This is a genomic window from Neisseria mucosa (genome assembly GCF_003044445.1).
Taxonomy (GTDB): domain Bacteria; phylum Pseudomonadota; class Gammaproteobacteria; order Burkholderiales; family Neisseriaceae; genus Neisseria; species Neisseria mucosa_A.
In genome coordinates, this window is sequence record NZ_POWX01000020.1 from 25,929 (window position 1) to 39,366 (window position 13,438).

General features: G+C 50.8%; 30 protein-coding genes. 1 reads left to right on the forward strand and 29 read right to left on the reverse strand.

All coding sequences use genetic code 11. The annotated features are described in order from the left end of the window. Position 1: 1 nt before the first annotated feature. The 29 genes from DBY90_RS10460 to DBY90_RS10580 all read right to left on the reverse strand — a co-directional run bounded on the left by DBY90_RS10460 (position 2) and on the right by DBY90_RS10580 (position 11,817). Positions 2-247, reverse strand: a complete 246-nt coding sequence (locus tag DBY90_RS10460) for a hypothetical protein (protein ID WP_107987170.1) — start codon at positions 245-247, stop codon at positions 2-4. A 5-nt stretch (positions 248-252) separates the two neighbouring features. Then, positions 253-759, reverse strand: a complete 507-nt coding sequence (locus DBY90_RS10465; protein WP_101106696.1) for a DUF1804 family protein — start codon at positions 757-759, stop codon at positions 253-255. Between the two features lies 1 nt (position 760). Then, positions 761-970: a hypothetical protein gene (locus DBY90_RS10470; RefSeq protein ID WP_107987172.1), complete on the reverse strand. Its 210-nt coding sequence runs from the start codon at positions 968-970 to the stop codon at positions 761-763. Next, positions 967-1,230 (reverse strand): hypothetical protein, encoded by a 264-nt coding sequence (locus DBY90_RS10475; protein WP_107987174.1) that lies wholly within the window; start codon positions 1,228-1,230, stop codon positions 967-969. The genes DBY90_RS10470 and DBY90_RS10475 overlap by 4 nt, the downstream gene beginning before the upstream one ends. A gap of 11 nt (positions 1,231-1,241) precedes the next feature. After that, the gene (locus tag DBY90_RS10480; protein ID WP_107987176.1) at positions 1,242-1,571 is read right to left on the reverse strand and encodes a hypothetical protein; all 330 of its coding nucleotides are present in this window, start codon (positions 1,569-1,571) and stop codon (positions 1,242-1,244) included. Further along, positions 1,568-1,888, reverse strand: a complete 321-nt coding sequence (locus DBY90_RS13575; protein ID WP_199904713.1) for a hypothetical protein — start codon at positions 1,886-1,888, stop codon at positions 1,568-1,570. The genes DBY90_RS10480 and DBY90_RS13575 overlap by 4 nt, the downstream gene beginning before the upstream one ends. Next, positions 1,785-2,201: an ATP synthase subunit B family protein gene (locus DBY90_RS10490; RefSeq protein WP_107987180.1), complete on the reverse strand. Its 417-nt coding sequence runs from the start codon at positions 2,199-2,201 to the stop codon at positions 1,785-1,787. The genes DBY90_RS13575 and DBY90_RS10490 overlap by 104 nt, the downstream gene beginning before the upstream one ends. Beyond that, positions 2,176-2,409: a hypothetical protein gene (locus DBY90_RS10495; RefSeq protein WP_107987182.1), complete on the reverse strand. Its 234-nt coding sequence runs from the start codon at positions 2,407-2,409 to the stop codon at positions 2,176-2,178. The genes DBY90_RS10490 and DBY90_RS10495 overlap by 26 nt, the downstream gene beginning before the upstream one ends. Before the next feature lie 2 nt (positions 2,410-2,411). Next, a complete protein-coding gene (locus DBY90_RS10500; RefSeq protein ID WP_199904717.1) occupies positions 2,412-2,549 on the reverse strand; it encodes a hypothetical protein in 138 nt (45 codons plus the stop codon). 29 nt (positions 2,550-2,578) lie between these two features. Then, positions 2,579-2,752 (reverse strand): hypothetical protein, encoded by a 174-nt coding sequence (locus tag DBY90_RS10505; RefSeq protein ID WP_003741272.1) that lies wholly within the window; start codon positions 2,750-2,752, stop codon positions 2,579-2,581. After that, positions 2,749-3,255 (reverse strand): TIGR02594 family protein, encoded by a 507-nt coding sequence (locus DBY90_RS10510; protein ID WP_107987186.1) that lies wholly within the window; start codon positions 3,253-3,255, stop codon positions 2,749-2,751. Before DBY90_RS10510 ends, DBY90_RS10505 begins: the two co-directional genes overlap by 4 nt. 171 nt (positions 3,256-3,426) lie before the next feature. Beyond that, positions 3,427-3,906, reverse strand: coding sequence for a Mor transcription activator family protein (locus tag DBY90_RS10515; protein WP_107987188.1), 480 nt, complete (start codon positions 3,904-3,906; stop codon positions 3,427-3,429). Further along, the gene (locus tag DBY90_RS10520) at positions 3,903-4,307 is read right to left on the reverse strand and encodes a gp16 family protein (protein ID WP_107987190.1); all 405 of its coding nucleotides are present in this window, start codon (positions 4,305-4,307) and stop codon (positions 3,903-3,905) included. Before DBY90_RS10520 ends, DBY90_RS10515 begins: the two co-directional genes overlap by 4 nt. Positions 4,308-4,475: 168 nt before the next feature. Next, complete coding sequence (locus DBY90_RS10525; RefSeq protein ID WP_070491643.1) at positions 4,476-4,769, reverse strand: HU family DNA-binding protein; 294 nt, start codon at positions 4,767-4,769, stop codon at positions 4,476-4,478. Between the two features lie 2 nt (positions 4,770-4,771). After that, positions 4,772-4,906: a hypothetical protein gene (locus DBY90_RS13505; protein WP_267894294.1), complete on the reverse strand. Its 135-nt coding sequence runs from the start codon at positions 4,904-4,906 to the stop codon at positions 4,772-4,774. A 17-nt stretch (positions 4,907-4,923) separates the two neighbouring features. Then, the gene (locus DBY90_RS10530; RefSeq protein ID WP_107987192.1) at positions 4,924-5,445 is read right to left on the reverse strand and encodes a host-nuclease inhibitor Gam family protein; all 522 of its coding nucleotides are present in this window, start codon (positions 5,443-5,445) and stop codon (positions 4,924-4,926) included. 15 nt (positions 5,446-5,460) lie between these two features. Next, on the reverse strand, positions 5,461-5,706 hold the full coding sequence (locus DBY90_RS10535; protein WP_107987194.1) for a hypothetical protein: 246 nt from the start codon (positions 5,704-5,706) through the stop codon (positions 5,461-5,463). Between the two features lies 1 nt (position 5,707). Continuing rightward, positions 5,708-6,535, reverse strand: a complete 828-nt coding sequence (locus tag DBY90_RS10540) for a hypothetical protein (protein WP_107987196.1) — start codon at positions 6,533-6,535, stop codon at positions 5,708-5,710. Then, positions 6,532-6,729: a pyrophosphate-energized proton pump gene (locus DBY90_RS10545; RefSeq protein ID WP_107987198.1), complete on the reverse strand. Its 198-nt coding sequence runs from the start codon at positions 6,727-6,729 to the stop codon at positions 6,532-6,534. The genes DBY90_RS10540 and DBY90_RS10545 overlap by 4 nt, the downstream gene beginning before the upstream one ends. Beyond that, positions 6,729-7,202, reverse strand: a complete 474-nt coding sequence (locus DBY90_RS10550; RefSeq protein ID WP_107987200.1) for a hypothetical protein — start codon at positions 7,200-7,202, stop codon at positions 6,729-6,731. Before DBY90_RS10550 ends, DBY90_RS10545 begins: the two co-directional genes overlap by 1 nt. Continuing rightward, positions 7,202-7,369: a hypothetical protein gene (locus DBY90_RS13205; protein WP_199904714.1), complete on the reverse strand. Its 168-nt coding sequence runs from the start codon at positions 7,367-7,369 to the stop codon at positions 7,202-7,204. The genes DBY90_RS10550 and DBY90_RS13205 overlap by 1 nt, the downstream gene beginning before the upstream one ends. Beyond that, positions 7,366-7,536 (reverse strand): hypothetical protein, encoded by a 171-nt coding sequence (locus DBY90_RS13210; RefSeq protein ID WP_199904715.1) that lies wholly within the window; start codon positions 7,534-7,536, stop codon positions 7,366-7,368. The genes DBY90_RS13205 and DBY90_RS13210 overlap by 4 nt, the downstream gene beginning before the upstream one ends. Further along, a complete protein-coding gene (locus tag DBY90_RS10555; RefSeq protein ID WP_107987202.1) occupies positions 7,533-7,871 on the reverse strand; it encodes a type II secretion pathway protein L in 339 nt (112 codons plus the stop codon). The genes DBY90_RS13210 and DBY90_RS10555 overlap by 4 nt, the downstream gene beginning before the upstream one ends. Next, a complete protein-coding gene (locus DBY90_RS10560; RefSeq protein WP_107987204.1) occupies positions 7,865-8,065 on the reverse strand; it encodes an ArsR family transcriptional regulator in 201 nt (66 codons plus the stop codon). Before DBY90_RS10560 ends, DBY90_RS10555 begins: the two co-directional genes overlap by 7 nt. A 2-nt stretch (positions 8,066-8,067) precedes the next feature. Then, complete coding sequence (locus DBY90_RS13215) at positions 8,068-8,205, reverse strand: hypothetical protein (protein ID WP_199904716.1); 138 nt, start codon at positions 8,203-8,205, stop codon at positions 8,068-8,070. Next, positions 8,198-8,464: a hypothetical protein gene (locus DBY90_RS10565; RefSeq protein ID WP_107987206.1), complete on the reverse strand. Its 267-nt coding sequence runs from the start codon at positions 8,462-8,464 to the stop codon at positions 8,198-8,200. Before DBY90_RS10565 ends, DBY90_RS13215 begins: the two co-directional genes overlap by 8 nt. An 88-nt stretch (positions 8,465-8,552) precedes the next feature. Beyond that, entirely contained in the window at positions 8,553-9,470 is a 918-nt protein-coding gene (locus tag DBY90_RS10570) for an AAA family ATPase (protein ID WP_107987208.1), read from the reverse strand. A gap of 39 nt (positions 9,471-9,509) precedes the next feature. Further along, positions 9,510-11,510 (reverse strand): Mu transposase C-terminal domain-containing protein, encoded by a 2,001-nt coding sequence (locus DBY90_RS10575; protein ID WP_107987210.1) that lies wholly within the window; start codon positions 11,508-11,510, stop codon positions 9,510-9,512. A gap of 43 nt (positions 11,511-11,553) precedes the next feature. Then, positions 11,554-11,817, reverse strand: a complete 264-nt coding sequence (locus DBY90_RS10580; RefSeq protein WP_003744978.1) for a helix-turn-helix domain-containing protein — start codon at positions 11,815-11,817, stop codon at positions 11,554-11,556. Between the two features lie 202 nt (positions 11,818-12,019). On the opposite strand from DBY90_RS10580, the gene DBY90_RS10585 reads away from it, so the two are divergent. Further along, entirely contained in the window at positions 12,020-12,733 is a 714-nt protein-coding gene (locus DBY90_RS10585) for a S24 family peptidase (protein WP_107987212.1), read from the forward strand. The last annotated feature ends 705 nt before the right edge of the window (positions 12,734-13,438 follow it).

The following is a 13,438-nucleotide window of genomic DNA, read 5'->3' on the forward strand; positions in this document are numbered from 1 at the left end:
TTTATTCGTAATAGTGGACAACCGGCTTTTTCAGCGGCTTTTGATCAACCATGAAACAAAATGGCAACGGCTCTCCTGTTTTCATTTCATTCATAGCGGACATAAAGTAAAAAAACTGGTCGGCGAGCCAAAACAACGGCTCCAGCTTATAGCGCGGCGCAACTGCCGGCACTTCGCTATCCCAATCTGCAATCCAAATCGGGCAAAATAAAAACCAACCTTTATGCGTGTATTCAACTTTTTGCATATCGCTTACCTGTATTTCTTTTCAATTTCCACACCCAGTGGCTCAACCAGCTCGACATAAGCCTGCAAGTGTTGCGGGTATCGCTCTTTGACTACTTCGCCAAACAATTCCAACACCTCAATCGCCGTCGCCAGTTTTGACGTTTCCGGCATCACTTTGGCGTTCGCGGCTACGGTCTTGGTAAACGCGTCGGACAGGCTCGCCAACAGTTTTGCGCGCTCGGACGGCATCAGCTCTTCAATCGACGTATCTTGCAACATCGTCATCGTTGACTGGTACTGCACCAAAAAACCCGCCAGCAGCGAACGGCTCAAGTCTTCGATGCCGCCGCCCGCCAAGGTGTAGGCTGCGCGTACTTTGTCCCAATCGTCGCCGGTCTCTTTGGCGGCGCGTTTCCAGCTACGGGCGGTCGCGGTCGGGATTTCGCACATCATCGCCGCGATTTCGAGCGTCTGCCCGTCGCTGACGTACAGCCTGCGCAGCTTTTCGCGGGTTTCTTTTGGGTGTGCCATTTTAAAATCCCAGTTTGGCGCGGACAGTCATGATGGCGGCAGATACCAAACCACCTGTAATCGCTCCGGACGCACTGCCTGCAATGACTGCCGCCTTGCGCGTATCCTTATGGATTTGCGCAATTTCGGCTTTCATTTCGGTTTGGTTTTTCAAGGTTTCGTCAGTCTTGGCCTCAATACGCGCCAAGGCTTCTAAAATCGGGTCGCTCATTTGTCCGCTTTCCTGTCTAATTTTTCATTCATTTTTTCAAGTTTGTTTTCGATGCGCTCCAAAGACGCCGCGATATTTTTGCGGTCGGCTTGGGCGTCCTGCTTGGTGTGGTAGGAGAGCTTGACCGCGTGCAGCTCCTCTTTAAGGTTGTCGATACGCTTGTCCGCCTCTTTCAGCCGACCTGAAATGCCGTTGACCCAAAACCAAAACGCGGCAGTCGCAATCGGCCACAGGGTTTTAAAACCAAATTCAAAGTCCATTTAAAACCCCCTTAAACCGGCACATCGCCAAATACGATACGGACGGCATAGCCTTCAGGATGGCGACTCGCCACTTCAAATTTTCCATCCCCCGAAAAAATCAGGTAATACGGCGACACCGCAGAATAGACAGCCGCTTCCGCGTTGCCGTCAAACTCCACGCAAAAGGTCGTCTGAAAATCCTTATCCATGCGCACTGCGTACTCAATCCCTGCCTTATCCAACAACGAGGACACATGTTCGACAAACGGCTTTTGCTCTCTTGCGCGGCTCAAACCCAACTCTAAATCCGCATGGCGACAGGAAATCACGCGCTGCACCAACTCTTGATAGGTCGTCATTTCGCAACCTCCGACTGACTGTCAATTTTGAGTTGACTGTTGACCCAATCGCGCCAAGCCTGATTTTGGTTTTCCAGCTCCGAAACATAGCCGCCAAACTCAGCCGCGTGTTCGAGCAGCGTTGCCGTCTTGCCGTCTTTCGGCGCATTCGGGCGCACCGGCGCAACCATCAACGCAGCGGGCGGAGACGGCATGACCGCCTTTTCGACAACCTTAATTTCCGTAGCCGAGGGCGCGGGCGTAGAGGCGCAGGCTGTGAGAGCCAAGGCCGTCAATACAACCGCCGCCTGCTTTTTGGCGGTCTTGAGTAAGCGCATTTTCGATTTCCTTTTTGTTTTCCGTTTTCAGACGACTGACTTCCGCCTGCTTTTGTGCCAATGCCACACCGACGGCGTGCGCCTTGGCTTCAGATTGTTTTGCTTCGTCGCGGGCTTGCTCCAGCTCGCGAGCGTAGTTTTGAGCCGACAGCCTCAAGGCCTCCGCCTTGCCTTTTTCCATCTTGTCGATGACTGCTTGCTGTTTGTTGTATGCCGTCTCGTAGCCTTGCTGATACGATGCCGCCAAAATCAGCGCCAAAATGGCAGCCAAGCCACTCAGCACCCATTTATTCGTCAACAGTTTGAGCGTCATTCTCGACCTCCTGTCGCTTCACGCTGACAAACGAGCGCGCCACGGCGTATCCGCCCACGATGCCCAAATACACCGCCCAAATTTCCGCCGACGGATCGGGCAACATCACAAATTTAACCGTCCCCGCCGCGCAGGCGACGTTTGCCCACAGTTTCGAGTGCGACACATTACCTGTCGCAGGGTTTTTAAAAATGTCGAAAATCCGCATATTTATTTCACACTCCCGTTTTGCAGATGCCGTTTCAGCATTTCCCGATAATTGGCAAGTTCGCTCTCCGCAAATTCAAATGCAGCCAAATCTGCCTGTTCTCTTGCCTCGCGGCTTTGTCGCGACCATTGCTCAATCATCTTTTCATAAAACGCAACCTGTCCCATGACTAACGACGGTTCTTGCGTTTACGCGCCGCACGTTTGGCGGCTGCCACGCCTGATTTACCCAAGCGCAGGCTCGGATGTTGTTTCAGATTGCCCACGCGGGCAGATTTAATCTCAAATTCAGGAACCAGCGGTTTCAATGTCGCCAATGCCAAAGCAATCAAAGACTTTTTCATGCCTCGCTCCTGCTCATTGCCGCACCGCCCAATGGCAGGTTGTAACGCTCCGGAGTGGGATCAAGAGGCGCACCGCCGACAGACGGCCATACATACGCAGCCACGCGGGACGTCGGAAATGCCGCGATGCTGACGCGATTGCCTTGATTACCGCCCAAAACCAACAGATTGCCTGCCTTGTCCTTGCCGACAACAAAACCAACATGACCGCCGCCTTGGCGCGTAAACACGACCAAACAGCCGTAAGCAGGCTTGGTAAGGCGTTTACCGCAAAAAGCATATTCTTTGGCGCGCATCCAATCCTTCGGGATGTCTCGGTTACCGGCTCGCAGACAATGGGCTGCGAATACGCCGCACCACGGCGTCTCGTCGTCTTTCCACCAAGCTTTCAGCCCGTGCAGCCAATTCAAAATGGTCGGATTGTGGTTTTTACCGGGGATTTCTGTCAGACCGATATACTTTCGCGCTTCAGCCACCCAAGGGAGTTCTTTTTGTTGAGCCATAAATACCTCAAATGGATAATTTAAAAACAAAGGATAGTTTGAAAACCCCATTAAACCCTTTCAGACGACCGCCAAGCCCCGTCAGGCTTGCATTCAGCGGAATAAAGGCAAAAAAAATCCCCGCCCGAAGGCAGGGGAAAAGGTCCACTCTCAACACAAGCACAACAAAAACTAAGCCGCAAACAAATCCGCCTGCGCCCTTGCCGCCGCTTCGCGGTCAGCTTCTTTCAAAATGTATCGGATATTCCGCGTCGACAGCTTATGCGCCAACACCAGCTCGCGCACAATAAACAAATCACTCAAACCCTCCGCGCTCATTGCATCATACTGGCGGCGGATGAATCGGTTTCGCAGCTCGCGCATCGCGTCCCAACAGCGCGGGATGGCAAGGAAAGGCTGCCCAACATAAGCACGCTCCAACCGCCCCGCAGCCTCCTCGCCGATGTCCTCGACCAGTTGTGCGTGTAAAATTCGACTCTGACGCGTATTGCGACGGCGGTTGGAAATCGGGTAATTCGTCCCGCCCCAAACCTTAACCATGTGGAACGCCGCCTCCAGCCCGATGACCGTAATCAGCGCTACCATACTATGCGGCAGCAGATGTTCCACATCCTTGAAATCCTGCTCCGTCATCTCCCAATTTAAACTCATCCCGTTTTCTCCTTTTTCTTGCGGTTCGCACTAATCTGCAAAGCCGCCACCAACTTGTGCATATTGCCGTCGGACAACCATTCCACGCGGTCAACCTTAAACATTCTTCGCGCCGTGCCGTGCGCATAATTCCAAGTCCAACCGTTATCCAGCAGCAGGGCTTCGATTTTGCGCATCATCGGGTCGGCAGACTCGCGGCGGTTCGGTCGTTGTCCCGCCGTCTTTTTCGGCGCGAACCCATGTTGGCGCAAATCCTCGACCACGCGCTCCAGCTCAGGGATACTGCACTCAGTACACGACCGCTTACCCGTCACACGCTCCAAGACCGCGCGATACGTCGCATCATCCAAACCAAGCTCTTTTTGAGCGATTTTAATTTTCGCAATCAACGCACGGCGCATTTCAAACCCCTAAAACACAATATATTGATTAATTATCGCATATTATACAGATAAAATACTATATGTTGTAGTAAGCCACTGTTTTTTTACGAAACGGACAGGCATAAAAAAGGCCGTCTGAAACAGGTTTTAAACTGTTTTCAGACGACCTTTTAAACATCAGCGGCTTTAACGGTTCACCGCGTCTTTCAAAGCCTTACCTGCGCGGAATTTAGGCGTTTTTCGTGCTGCGATGGTCAGCGGTTCGCCCGTTTGCGGGTTGCGCCCCTGCCGCTCAGGCTTGCGTTGCGCTTCAAATGTACCGAAACCGGCAATGCTGACCTTGCTGCCGTTGCGCAAATGGGCTTTTACGGTGTCCAGCAGCTCGTCGATAAGCCTCGCCGCTGCGGCGGCAGGAATGTCGGACAAGGCGGCGGCCTGTTTGACCAGTTCGGATTTGTGGACGGTTCGCTTGTCGTACATGGTTATTCTCCCAGTTGGTTGCAGATGTCTTCCGCGTCGGTTTCGCTGATTCGGTTTTCTTCTTGCATATCGATGCTCCTTGTGTTGATGCGGCAGGCCGTGCCGCGCGGTTGGTTTATAGTTTCAGACGGCCTCAACCGAGGCCGCCGGTGATTTAGGCCAATTCCTGCTCGGTCGGCTCGATGACAAAATTCTCAAGCCCCGACACAATCTTAATTCCCGGCACTTGGCCGTCTGAAAAACGCTCTTTTTGATTCAGGATGGCGTCTTTGTCGATTTCCTGCTTGGTGCGGATAAAGCTTTGATATGCCGTTTTTTCCGACATCCAAGCCAAGACGGCGGCGACGCCTGTTACCTTGACGCTAGGCGGACGGATGCGCCATTTGACGAGTCCCGTTACAAAATCCACCGTCTTGGTCTTGCCGTTTTCCGTCAGATCGTCCTTGTGTGCCTCGCAGTAGGCGGCGACGGCGGCGGTCAGGCGTTCCGACTCGGCTTTCAACGGAGCGGCAAGCGCGGCGTATTCTTCTTCAATTACCGCTTTTTTATCTCCCGCTTCGGTTTCCAAGCGTTTGATTTCGCGGTTCAGGTCGCCAATCGTGCGGATATGCGCCGTTACTTCGGTTTTGTCTTGTGCGGCTTCGATTGCCGCCTGTTTGATACGTTGTTTAGCCATTTTCTTTTTCCTTTCTTAATTTACTTTTCGGTCTGCATCTCTCAACTGTCTTGCCAGTTGCAATGCTTTTAAATTCGTGACGGCTGCCTTCATAAATCCTTCCGTATCTCGGGCGGCATCACTGCTTACGCTGGCTAAAAATTCCCTTGTCAACGCAGCCATCAGGTCGGGAGCTTGATACTCACCGTTTAGATTGATTTCGGGCAACTCGACACGGCACTTCCCATTTTCCGAAACAATTTTAAAAACATACTCTTTCATTTCACTTACCTTTCTTGTTTAAAACTTCTCTCACTTTCGCCATTTTCAGACGACCTTTTTCTTTGTCCGGCGCGGGCTTTGCCAGCATCGCCCTTGGTATCAACCGTGGCGGCAGGTTTCGGAGCAGTTCGGCGGGTTGCGGCCATGTTTCCGTCGCCTGCAACACCTTAAACCCCGTCTGAATCCGTATCGGGTCATACTCCGGCGAGACGATTTCTTTTGTCTCCATCAGTTTCCGATACCAAATTTCCGCGACTACCGGCATATCCTGCGCGGCGGGGCGGTTGGGCAGATTAAGCGCGGCAAGTAATGCAAAGCCTGACGCGATTTCCCGTTTTGCCCAATCATCCCCCGCCCATTCGCCCAAGGCTGCCACACCTTGCCGCAGTTTTGACGGCGCGCCGCCTTCGCCCACTCTCCCTGTTGGAGAGGACTGGGGAGAGGACAGCCCCGAACCCTGCCACTGGCTGACAATCTCCAGCAAATAACCATGCGACTTTAAGGGCAGTTTCAGACGACCTTGATCGCGGGCGTTGACGGTTTCATTAAATCCGTGCAGCCAAGCCTCGGCGGGAGCGGGGGAGGACACCCCGTCGCGCTCCGCAGTCTGCGCTTTCATCATCGACAGCAGTTCGTTCAAGAGCTTCGCCGTGCGAGACCAAGAGAGCTGCGATTTAGCGGGTCTGAACAAGCCGACATAACGTATCGCCGCCTTGCCCAATTCCGCATCCATCTCCAACACAGCCCGCAATACAGCCGATGCGTCGGCATCGTTGATTAAGCTGTCCAGACTATGCACCGCCCCGCAGTTCGGGCATTTGATATTCATTTAATCACCCCAAGAATCGCCAAAAACGCCACAAGGACAACAACCAACCCAATAAACATACTGCAGGCATCCAAAACAACATCTTTAGTCCGCCGTTTAAACCAGTTTTCAATTAAGCTCATTAGTGCCAAAACTACCAGCGCCAAACCAATCAGCCCGCAGATCAAGAGATAAATCATCATTCCGGTAGTCATCACATCTCCTTCCACTCTTTCATCGCATCATCCAATGCTTCGCGGTAATTGCTTCCATAGCCTCTAATGCCATATTCGGTTAAGCTGCAACAGGTCTTCTGGCCATTTTGTTTTGAAAATTCGGCTGACCCGACTTCGATTAAGAAATCCAATCTTTCCGTATCCTTTACAGCCTGTTTAAATTTTGGGGAAAAATCCAAACCACTAGATTCTTGGTCAACAATGTCGTTATTCGAAGACAGCAAGGTATCCAATACGGTCATAATCCAAGGCAAATTGGCGTTGTCAGACTTATATTCCAAAGCTTCAAACACTTCATCCGCAGGCGCATCACTCAGATATTCGAAATCGTCTTCATCCTCTGGGTCGGCAGGTTGGTAAATCGGATTCAAACCCTGCTCAATTTTGTTTAAAAACGCGACCAGTTCCCATACTGCGTCAAGGTCTTCTTTATTTGGTTTAGCAATATTCATCACATCTCCTCCCATACTGTTATCGCCCGTGCCAGCGATTGCGCCTCGGCAGTCTTCCAAATCCCGTCCGGCGCGCGCGCGGCAATCACAAAACCCTCGCCGTCCTTTTTCATGACCATGAGTTCTCCACGGTCTTCCAGCCATTCGATTAAATCTTTTTCGTTCATTTTTCGTTCCCTTCCTTTTTCAGACGACCTTTGCCGTCCTGATCTTCAAACTGCGCCTGATATTCCGCGATTACCTGTTCGCGGTTTCGCTTCACCATAAACTTCGTCGCTCGCCGGCGGTGTTGTCCCCATGCCTGCCAATCGTTGTTCCGTCTTTTAAAGCTCATTTCATACGCTCCCTAAATTTCAAAGCCCATTCGGCATCCGCTTTGCGCGTATCCGTTGCCGTCCAGTGCTTGTTCTCCATAATGGCGGGCGCGGCAGGCCAACTGTCGCCCCAAACTGTGCGGGCGACGGCGGGGCGTCCCCATTCCAACTTTGTGCCTCGTTCTTCTCGATGCCGTTCCATATTCGCCCGAGCCTCCTTTTCCATCTGTTCTGCCCAACATTTCGCACAACGTTGGGTTCGCTTCCTTACCCCGTTTTTGTCCAAAGTCCACGCAAACGCCGATTCAGGCTTCATTTGTTTGCATACGTGGCAGGGTTTCAATTTGGTTAACATTTCCCACCCCCTTTACGGCTGCGGTATGCCGCGTCCATCCACGCTTCCAATACCTCCCGTCCTGCGACTTCCACTCTCAAAATCCCGCGCAGACGCTCGTTTTCAAGCAAGATGCCTTCCGCGTAGATAAAAATCCCGATCACTGCACCCAGCGCAGCCCCCAAAATCATCCAAATCATCCAAATTTCCATCATTTTTACTTCCCTTCTGGCTCGCGCCATCCCTTCACAATCGCCCGTTCGCCGTACTTGGCGCGGATTTCCTCGACCGCCCGTTTCAATGCCAATTTCTTGATTCGGTTCAGCCCCCGTTTAGGCCGTTTGAACTTATTCATATACAATTCCTTCCATCTTCTGCTCCACACTCATTGCCTCGTAGGCACGTTCCGTTTTCAAAACTTCCAAATCCGCCTGACGCTGCATCGCCTCGACCTTAGTCGGCTCTTTCGCAACCGGTTCAGGTTCTTGGGTGCAGCCATACAACGCCATTCCCGCCACAAAACACCACACGCCCACCGTCAAACCAACCGGCACCCACCGCCAAAAACGTGGCGCCGAAAACATCTCCCAATCAACTTTCTTCAAAATTTGCACTTTAGTTTTCCTTTAAAAACAATAACTTATTAAAATCATAGGGTAAAAAAATATATAGCCCTGTCAAAGACTTACCGTTTCAGACGACCTATCGGATAATCAATGTCGAGTATTTTTTGACGATGCCCGATTGCATTTTGATGCCGTTTTTGTTTGCCGTTCGTACCGCACCGCACATCAACTTGCTCATCCGTCGCGTATTGCCGTTGCTTTGTTTAACCAGTTCCGCAATCGTCGCGTCATCCGCTTCCGGCATCGCCGCTCTGGCAATTTCTTCCAATTCTTCATCCGGCATCGAGTCGCCCAAATTAAGCGCAACCGATACGCGGCTATAAAGTTGCACCAGCTCGCCATGCTTACCGCGCAGATTCGCCACCAGTCGGGGCATACCGCTTAAAACCAACCCGCAGCCCGTGTCGTCGTGCAGTCGGCGGATAATCTCAAGGGCGCGTAAAGGCAGGTTTTCCGCCTCATCGACCACAATCAGACGGCCCGAATCACGCAGGCGGTCAGATACAGACTCAAACAAATCATTCAGGCTGCCGACCGTTGAGACCTTCGCCGCTGCCGCCAATTTCCGCATCAAAACCAAAGCCGTAAAGCTCGGATTAGCCTCAATCAGGATGGCGGCGGGATTCTTCTCGCAGTAGTTTTTGACCGCCTGAGTCTTGCCCAAACCCGCTTGACCGTAGATCACCACTGTGTCGCCCGCTTCATGCGCATCGCGCATCACTTCAGAGATTCGGCGGGTCGTCTTGGTCGATACAAATCCCAAAACCAGCTCTTCGCGTTGCGCCTTACTTTCCTGCACCTCTAAAAACGCTTCGATTTTCGGCTCGATGGTTTCATATTTGCCGCCTTTTTCCGCGTAGTTATTATTCAAATACATACTGATAGATGCCGGAGATACCCCGATACCGCGTGCAAGCATCGTCTGATTCATCCCTGATTTGGCTTTAAATTCAGCCAGTTTTTGTTGCAGTGCTTCGTTGACCTTATTTGTCATGATGTTTTCCTTATTAAAAGTGTTTTAAAAATGTTTTAACTACATATCCGCCTCAAACAAGACAATCTCGTCGTCTGTTCCTGTTTTCGGCAATACCGCATACTCCGCCTCGATGACGTTTCCGCCCAAATGTCCCAGCTCGTCCCAAGCTGCCGCCTGTTCCAGTGCCGGATTGACTTCCGCATTTGCGAGCTTGATTGCATTTTCCGCCCGCTTGATTTTGCCTTTTCGGCGTTTTTCCGCCAGTTGGTCGATACGCGCCGTCGGGAAAGCCTCGCGGCTATTGCCGTTGACTTGTGCCTTCGTGATGAACTTGCCGTCCATATCAAACACATTGACCACCGACGCATCGTCCAAATCGTAGCTGACCCGTACCTCGTCTTTGTGATACTCCGCCAGTTCGGTCAAAAAATAAGAGTTGTTGAACAAATCCAGCCAACCGCGCTGTACCTTTCGCACCTCCTGCGGCATAAACATCGTCGCCAGCTCTTCCGCCGACAACATATCCGGCGCGATACCGTCCTGTTCCAGCCTCATTTCCCGATAAGCCTTCGGCGTGTAATGCCCGCCGTCCGGATGTCGGGGCAGCTCGCCGTGTGGGCGGTTGTTGTATTCGTCGATACACTTGACCACATCCGCGATAAATTGCGACCAACTCGGCAGCTTTTTCAAATATTTTTGCTGTTCTACCGTCAACTCCTTGCCTTTTTCCAAAGCGTTAAACGCACTTTCCATCTTGCGGTACATCAGATTCTTCGTGCTGCTGTCCATCCCCGCGCCCGCAAACGTCTCATACTGGCGCGCCATCTCAATCAGATTGTCTTTCCACCATCGCTCAATGATGCCTCGACCTTGCGGGTTGCCCGCAATACCCGTTTCATGGCGGATACCCAATCGGGACGTAATACCCGTGATTTCATGGTCTATCGTCTTGCCTGTCTGACCGCCGCCGTTATCCGAGTAGTAGATAATCGGCAAACCAAAGTGCTTGACCCCGATACGCAGAGCGTCCGATACCGCCACACAACTTTCAGCAAGAGAGACCGAAAATCCCACCACAAACCGCGTACAACCATCAATAATCACCGTCACTTCAGGCTTAAACGGTCTGCCGTGTACAGGGTGCGCCACCTTCGCCTTGAAGCTGTGGCCGTCGCCGATCCAAACATCGTTCGGCTTCAAAGCCCCCCAATCACGTTTCACATAAGGCAGCAGCGATTTATAAGCCGCCCCCGTTTTCCTGCCGCGCTCCTGCATAATCAGCGGGAGCTTTTCCCAAACGCGCCGCACCATACTCAAGTTAGGCACATCATTGACCGGCATATTTTCCGCTTCGGCCCACTGCACAAATCGGCGGTAGCTGTGTGCCAATTTTGGCGCGGACGGAATATTGTGAAACTGCATAAATGTCGGCAACCAACCGTAGCTCTCAATCGGTTTGACCGCCTTAGTTACCTTCGGAGCCAAAGAGACCAACCGCTCCGTCGCGTTTTCCGCCTTAAGGTAGGCAGAAATCCAGCCGTCTAAAGTACGTTCGCCAACCTTTGCCGACCGACTGCGGTCATTTGCCGTTTCCAAGTTGCCGAGCGTAACCTCGTCCAACTTACCCTCCGCCAGCAGCCTCAAAAACTGAGCCACCGCAACCTTGGCAGAGCACCCGTATTGATATTTGATACCCAGCACCGCCGCCACCACCGCACATCGCGCATCCGCCACTGACCGTTGTTTCTCGTTCAATCGCTTTGCCGCTTCCGCCAAGACCTGAGGCGACATCGCCGTCTTCTCCTGTCTGATTTGGAGTAGGGTTTTCGGCATCTTCTCCGCCAGTTCGTCCGACTGCCGTTTCATGATGGCGGCTCTGATTTCGGCGGGGAGAGAGGCAATCACATATTTTTTCAGACGACCTCCGCGTGCTTTGCCAACTTCTTCGATGTACGGCCAGCCTTGTGTTTTGGCTCGGTATCTAATGCTTTCGATATTTTTTGGCAGATTTGGCAAACTTAAATTTTTCAGCTCCTCTAGCGATATGGTGTTGCTCATTTACAGCTCCTGATATAAACTTTTGTTTACTCTTTCGAGTAATTTAAACCTGTTCGGGATAACGGCTAGGCCAAATCTCTTGAGGTGGTACGCCGAGAAAGTCTGAAATAATCCGTTCGCCTTTTGGATATTTAAACTGCAACGCGCTTTTTAATGTATTCGCGCTCAATCCGGATTCGATTGATAGAGCAGTAATTGTTTTCCCACGTTTGCGAACTGCCGCGACGATTTCTGCACGATGCCAATCTTGTTTCCTGCTTTCCGCATTTTCGATTTTTTCTATTAATCTTTCTTTTTGGGTTTTCATAAGTCTTCCTTTTGGGTTTGTTTGCTAAGTCATTTAACTTAGTGAAACGCATAATACTAACCAAAAGGATAGTTGTAAACCCTTTTGGTTAGTAAATTTACAAACAAAAGGAACTTATTTTATAAACTTTTGTTTTTAATTGAGATTATTTCTAACCAAAAAGGAAGGTTTTTTGGTTAGTCTTTTTGTTAGAGAGATACACATGACTTTTAAAAGCAGACTTCAGCTTTTATGGCCTGATTCGACGTTGGAAGAAATAGCCTCCAAGATAGATATGTCCTACATGGGACTTAATAAGGTATTCGCAAAAGATGGGCTGCCGAAAGCCGAAACACTCATAAAAATTCAAGATGTTACGGGCTGCGACCTCAACTGGTTGCTGACAGGCAAGGGCGTGCCATACCTTGACCGCGCCCGTCCTGAGAATGCCGGAGCCTTCCCCGTATCCGATACCGGCGCAGGCGCGGTCGATACGCTCGGCAATCCCGTCGATTTGCGCGAATTCGTCTTTATTCCACGGTACAGCGTCGAAGCCGCAGCGGGGCATGGACAAACCGTAAGCGATGAAAAACCCTTATTCTGTATGGCTTTCCGCCGATACTGGATAGAAAACTACGTCACCCGCCAAACAGACAAACTCTCCGTAATCGCCGTGAAAGGCGATTCAATGGAAGGCATCCTGAACCACGGCGACAACATCCTAATCAACCACGCCGAAACCGAGCCGCGCGACGGCTTGTACGTCCTACGCATAGGCAACGACCTTTTCGTAAAACGCGTACAACGGATGCCGGGTAAGCTATTGGTAACATCAGCCAACCCACATTACGCCCCCTTTGAAATAGACCTAAGCCATACAGATGACGATATCGCCATCGTCGGTCGCGTCGAATGGTTTGGCCGCTCCGTGAACTGATTTTAAAAACCTCTTAAAACCCGTTTAAAAACCTATCAAAACCCGACAGCTTTCAACAAAAAACCGCGCATTCCCGCGCGGTTTTGTGAAAAAGCTGATGCAACTTTTTTTCAAACACAAAAACGCCGAAATCCACGTCTTTAAAAGATTTCGGCGTTTTTTTATATTACTTATTATTTGTGCAAAAACTAACAGTCCCCCACACCATCACCTAAAAAATAAACCTATCCGCGTATTCGTGAAATTGCAGGTGAATACGATGGTCAAACTAAAAAACGTCCAGTCCCGGAAGGGAATGGGCGTTTTTGTTTGTTGAAATGATCTTGTTACCGTCGCACAGAGTGGGGACAGGACAATGTACCGTTTCGGCAGTTCCTGCAATATTGTGAAATTGTACTTGTATGAATGGTAATAACTTGTTTGATGAGATCTTTGCAAAATTTCCTCAAATCCTCTAAATTCCCACTAAGACATTTATGGGATTTGGGGAAATTTTGCAAAGATCTCAGCTTGTCTGTATTCCGTCAATCAAAAAGGTCGTCTGAAACCTGAACTGCCCCCCAAAAGTTGGACATCCTCTCCAACTCACAAGGTGCAGTTTTTTTATGAGCAAATATACATTACACTTCAAATACCAAGCCGTACTCCACTACCTGCACATACGCAGCCAACAGCGTACCGCAGATCATTACGGCATTTCCCGAA

Bases quoted from the DNA above. Each gene is read 5' to 3' on its own strand.
- DBY90_RS10460 (WP_107987170.1), bottom strand. From the start codon at position 247: ATGCAAAAAGTTGAATACACGCATAAAGGTTGGTTTTTATTTTGCCCG.
- DBY90_RS10465 (WP_101106696.1), bottom strand. From the start codon at position 759: ATGGCACACCCAAAAGAAACCCGCGAAAAGCTGCGCAGGCTGTACGTC.
- DBY90_RS10470 (WP_107987172.1), bottom strand. From the start codon at position 970: ATGAGCGACCCGATTTTAGAAGCCTTGGCGCGTATTGAGGCCAAGACT.
- DBY90_RS10475 (WP_107987174.1), bottom strand. From the start codon at position 1,230: ATGGACTTTGAATTTGGTTTTAAAACCCTGTGGCCGATTGCGACTGCC.
- DBY90_RS10480 (WP_107987176.1), bottom strand. From the start codon at position 1,571: ATGACGACCTATCAAGAGTTGGTGCAGCGCGTGATTTCCTGTCGCCAT.
- DBY90_RS13575 (WP_199904713.1), bottom strand. From the start codon at position 1,888: ATGCGCTTACTCAAGACCGCCAAAAAGCAGGCGGCGGTTGTATTGACG.
- DBY90_RS10490 (WP_107987180.1), bottom strand. From the start codon at position 2,201: ATGACGCTCAAACTGTTGACGAATAAATGGGTGCTGAGTGGCTTGGCT.
- DBY90_RS10495 (WP_107987182.1), bottom strand. From the start codon at position 2,409: ATGCGGATTTTCGACATTTTTAAAAACCCTGCGACAGGTAATGTGTCG.
- DBY90_RS10500 (WP_199904717.1), bottom strand. From the start codon at position 2,549: ATGATTGAGCAATGGTCGCGACAAAGCCGCGAGGCAAGAGAACAGGCA.
- DBY90_RS10505 (WP_003741272.1), bottom strand. From the start codon at position 2,752: ATGAAAAAGTCTTTGATTGCTTTGGCATTGGCGACATTGAAACCGCTG.
- DBY90_RS10510 (WP_107987186.1), bottom strand. From the start codon at position 3,255: ATGGCTCAACAAAAAGAACTCCCTTGGGTGGCTGAAGCGCGAAAGTAT.
- DBY90_RS10515 (WP_107987188.1), bottom strand. From the start codon at position 3,906: ATGAGTTTAAATTGGGAGATGACGGAGCAGGATTTCAAGGATGTGGAA.
- DBY90_RS10520 (WP_107987190.1), bottom strand. From the start codon at position 4,307: ATGCGCCGTGCGTTGATTGCGAAAATTAAAATCGCTCAAAAAGAGCTT.
- DBY90_RS10525 (WP_070491643.1), bottom strand. From the start codon at position 4,769: ATGTACGACAAGCGAACCGTCCACAAATCCGAACTGGTCAAACAGGCC.
- DBY90_RS10530 (WP_107987192.1), bottom strand. From the start codon at position 5,445: ATGGCTAAACAACGTATCAAACAGGCGGCAATCGAAGCCGCACAAGAC.
- DBY90_RS10535 (WP_107987194.1), bottom strand. From the start codon at position 5,706: ATGAAAGAGTATGTTTTTAAAATTGTTTCGGAAAATGGGAAGTGCCGT.
- DBY90_RS10540 (WP_107987196.1), bottom strand. From the start codon at position 6,535: ATGAATATCAAATGCCCGAACTGCGGGGCGGTGCATAGTCTGGACAGC.
- DBY90_RS10545 (WP_107987198.1), bottom strand. From the start codon at position 6,729: ATGACTACCGGAATGATGATTTATCTCTTGATCTGCGGGCTGATTGGT.
- DBY90_RS10550 (WP_107987200.1), bottom strand. From the start codon at position 7,202: ATGAATATTGCTAAACCAAATAAAGAAGACCTTGACGCAGTATGGGAA.
- DBY90_RS13205 (WP_199904714.1), bottom strand. From the start codon at position 7,369: ATGAACGAAAAAGATTTAATCGAATGGCTGGAAGACCGTGGAGAACTC.
- DBY90_RS13210 (WP_199904715.1), bottom strand. From the start codon at position 7,536: ATGAGCTTTAAAAGACGGAACAACGATTGGCAGGCATGGGGACAACAC.
- DBY90_RS10555 (WP_107987202.1), bottom strand. From the start codon at position 7,871: ATGTTAACCAAATTGAAACCCTGCCACGTATGCAAACAAATGAAGCCT.
- DBY90_RS10560 (WP_107987204.1), bottom strand. From the start codon at position 8,065: ATGATGGAAATTTGGATGATTTGGATGATTTTGGGGGCTGCGCTGGGT.
- DBY90_RS13215 (WP_199904716.1), bottom strand. From the start codon at position 8,205: ATGAATAAGTTCAAACGGCCTAAACGGGGGCTGAACCGAATCAAGAAA.
- DBY90_RS10570 (WP_107987208.1), bottom strand. From the start codon at position 9,470: ATGACAAATAAGGTCAACGAAGCACTGCAACAAAAACTGGCTGAATTT.
- DBY90_RS10575 (WP_107987210.1), bottom strand. From the start codon at position 11,510: ATGAGCAACACCATATCGCTAGAGGAGCTGAAAAATTTAAGTTTGCCA.
- DBY90_RS10580 (WP_003744978.1), bottom strand. From the start codon at position 11,817: ATGAAAACCCAAAAAGAAAGATTAATAGAAAAAATCGAAAATGCGGAA.
- DBY90_RS10585 (WP_107987212.1), top strand. From the start codon at position 12,020: ATGACTTTTAAAAGCAGACTTCAGCTTTTATGGCCTGATTCGACGTTG.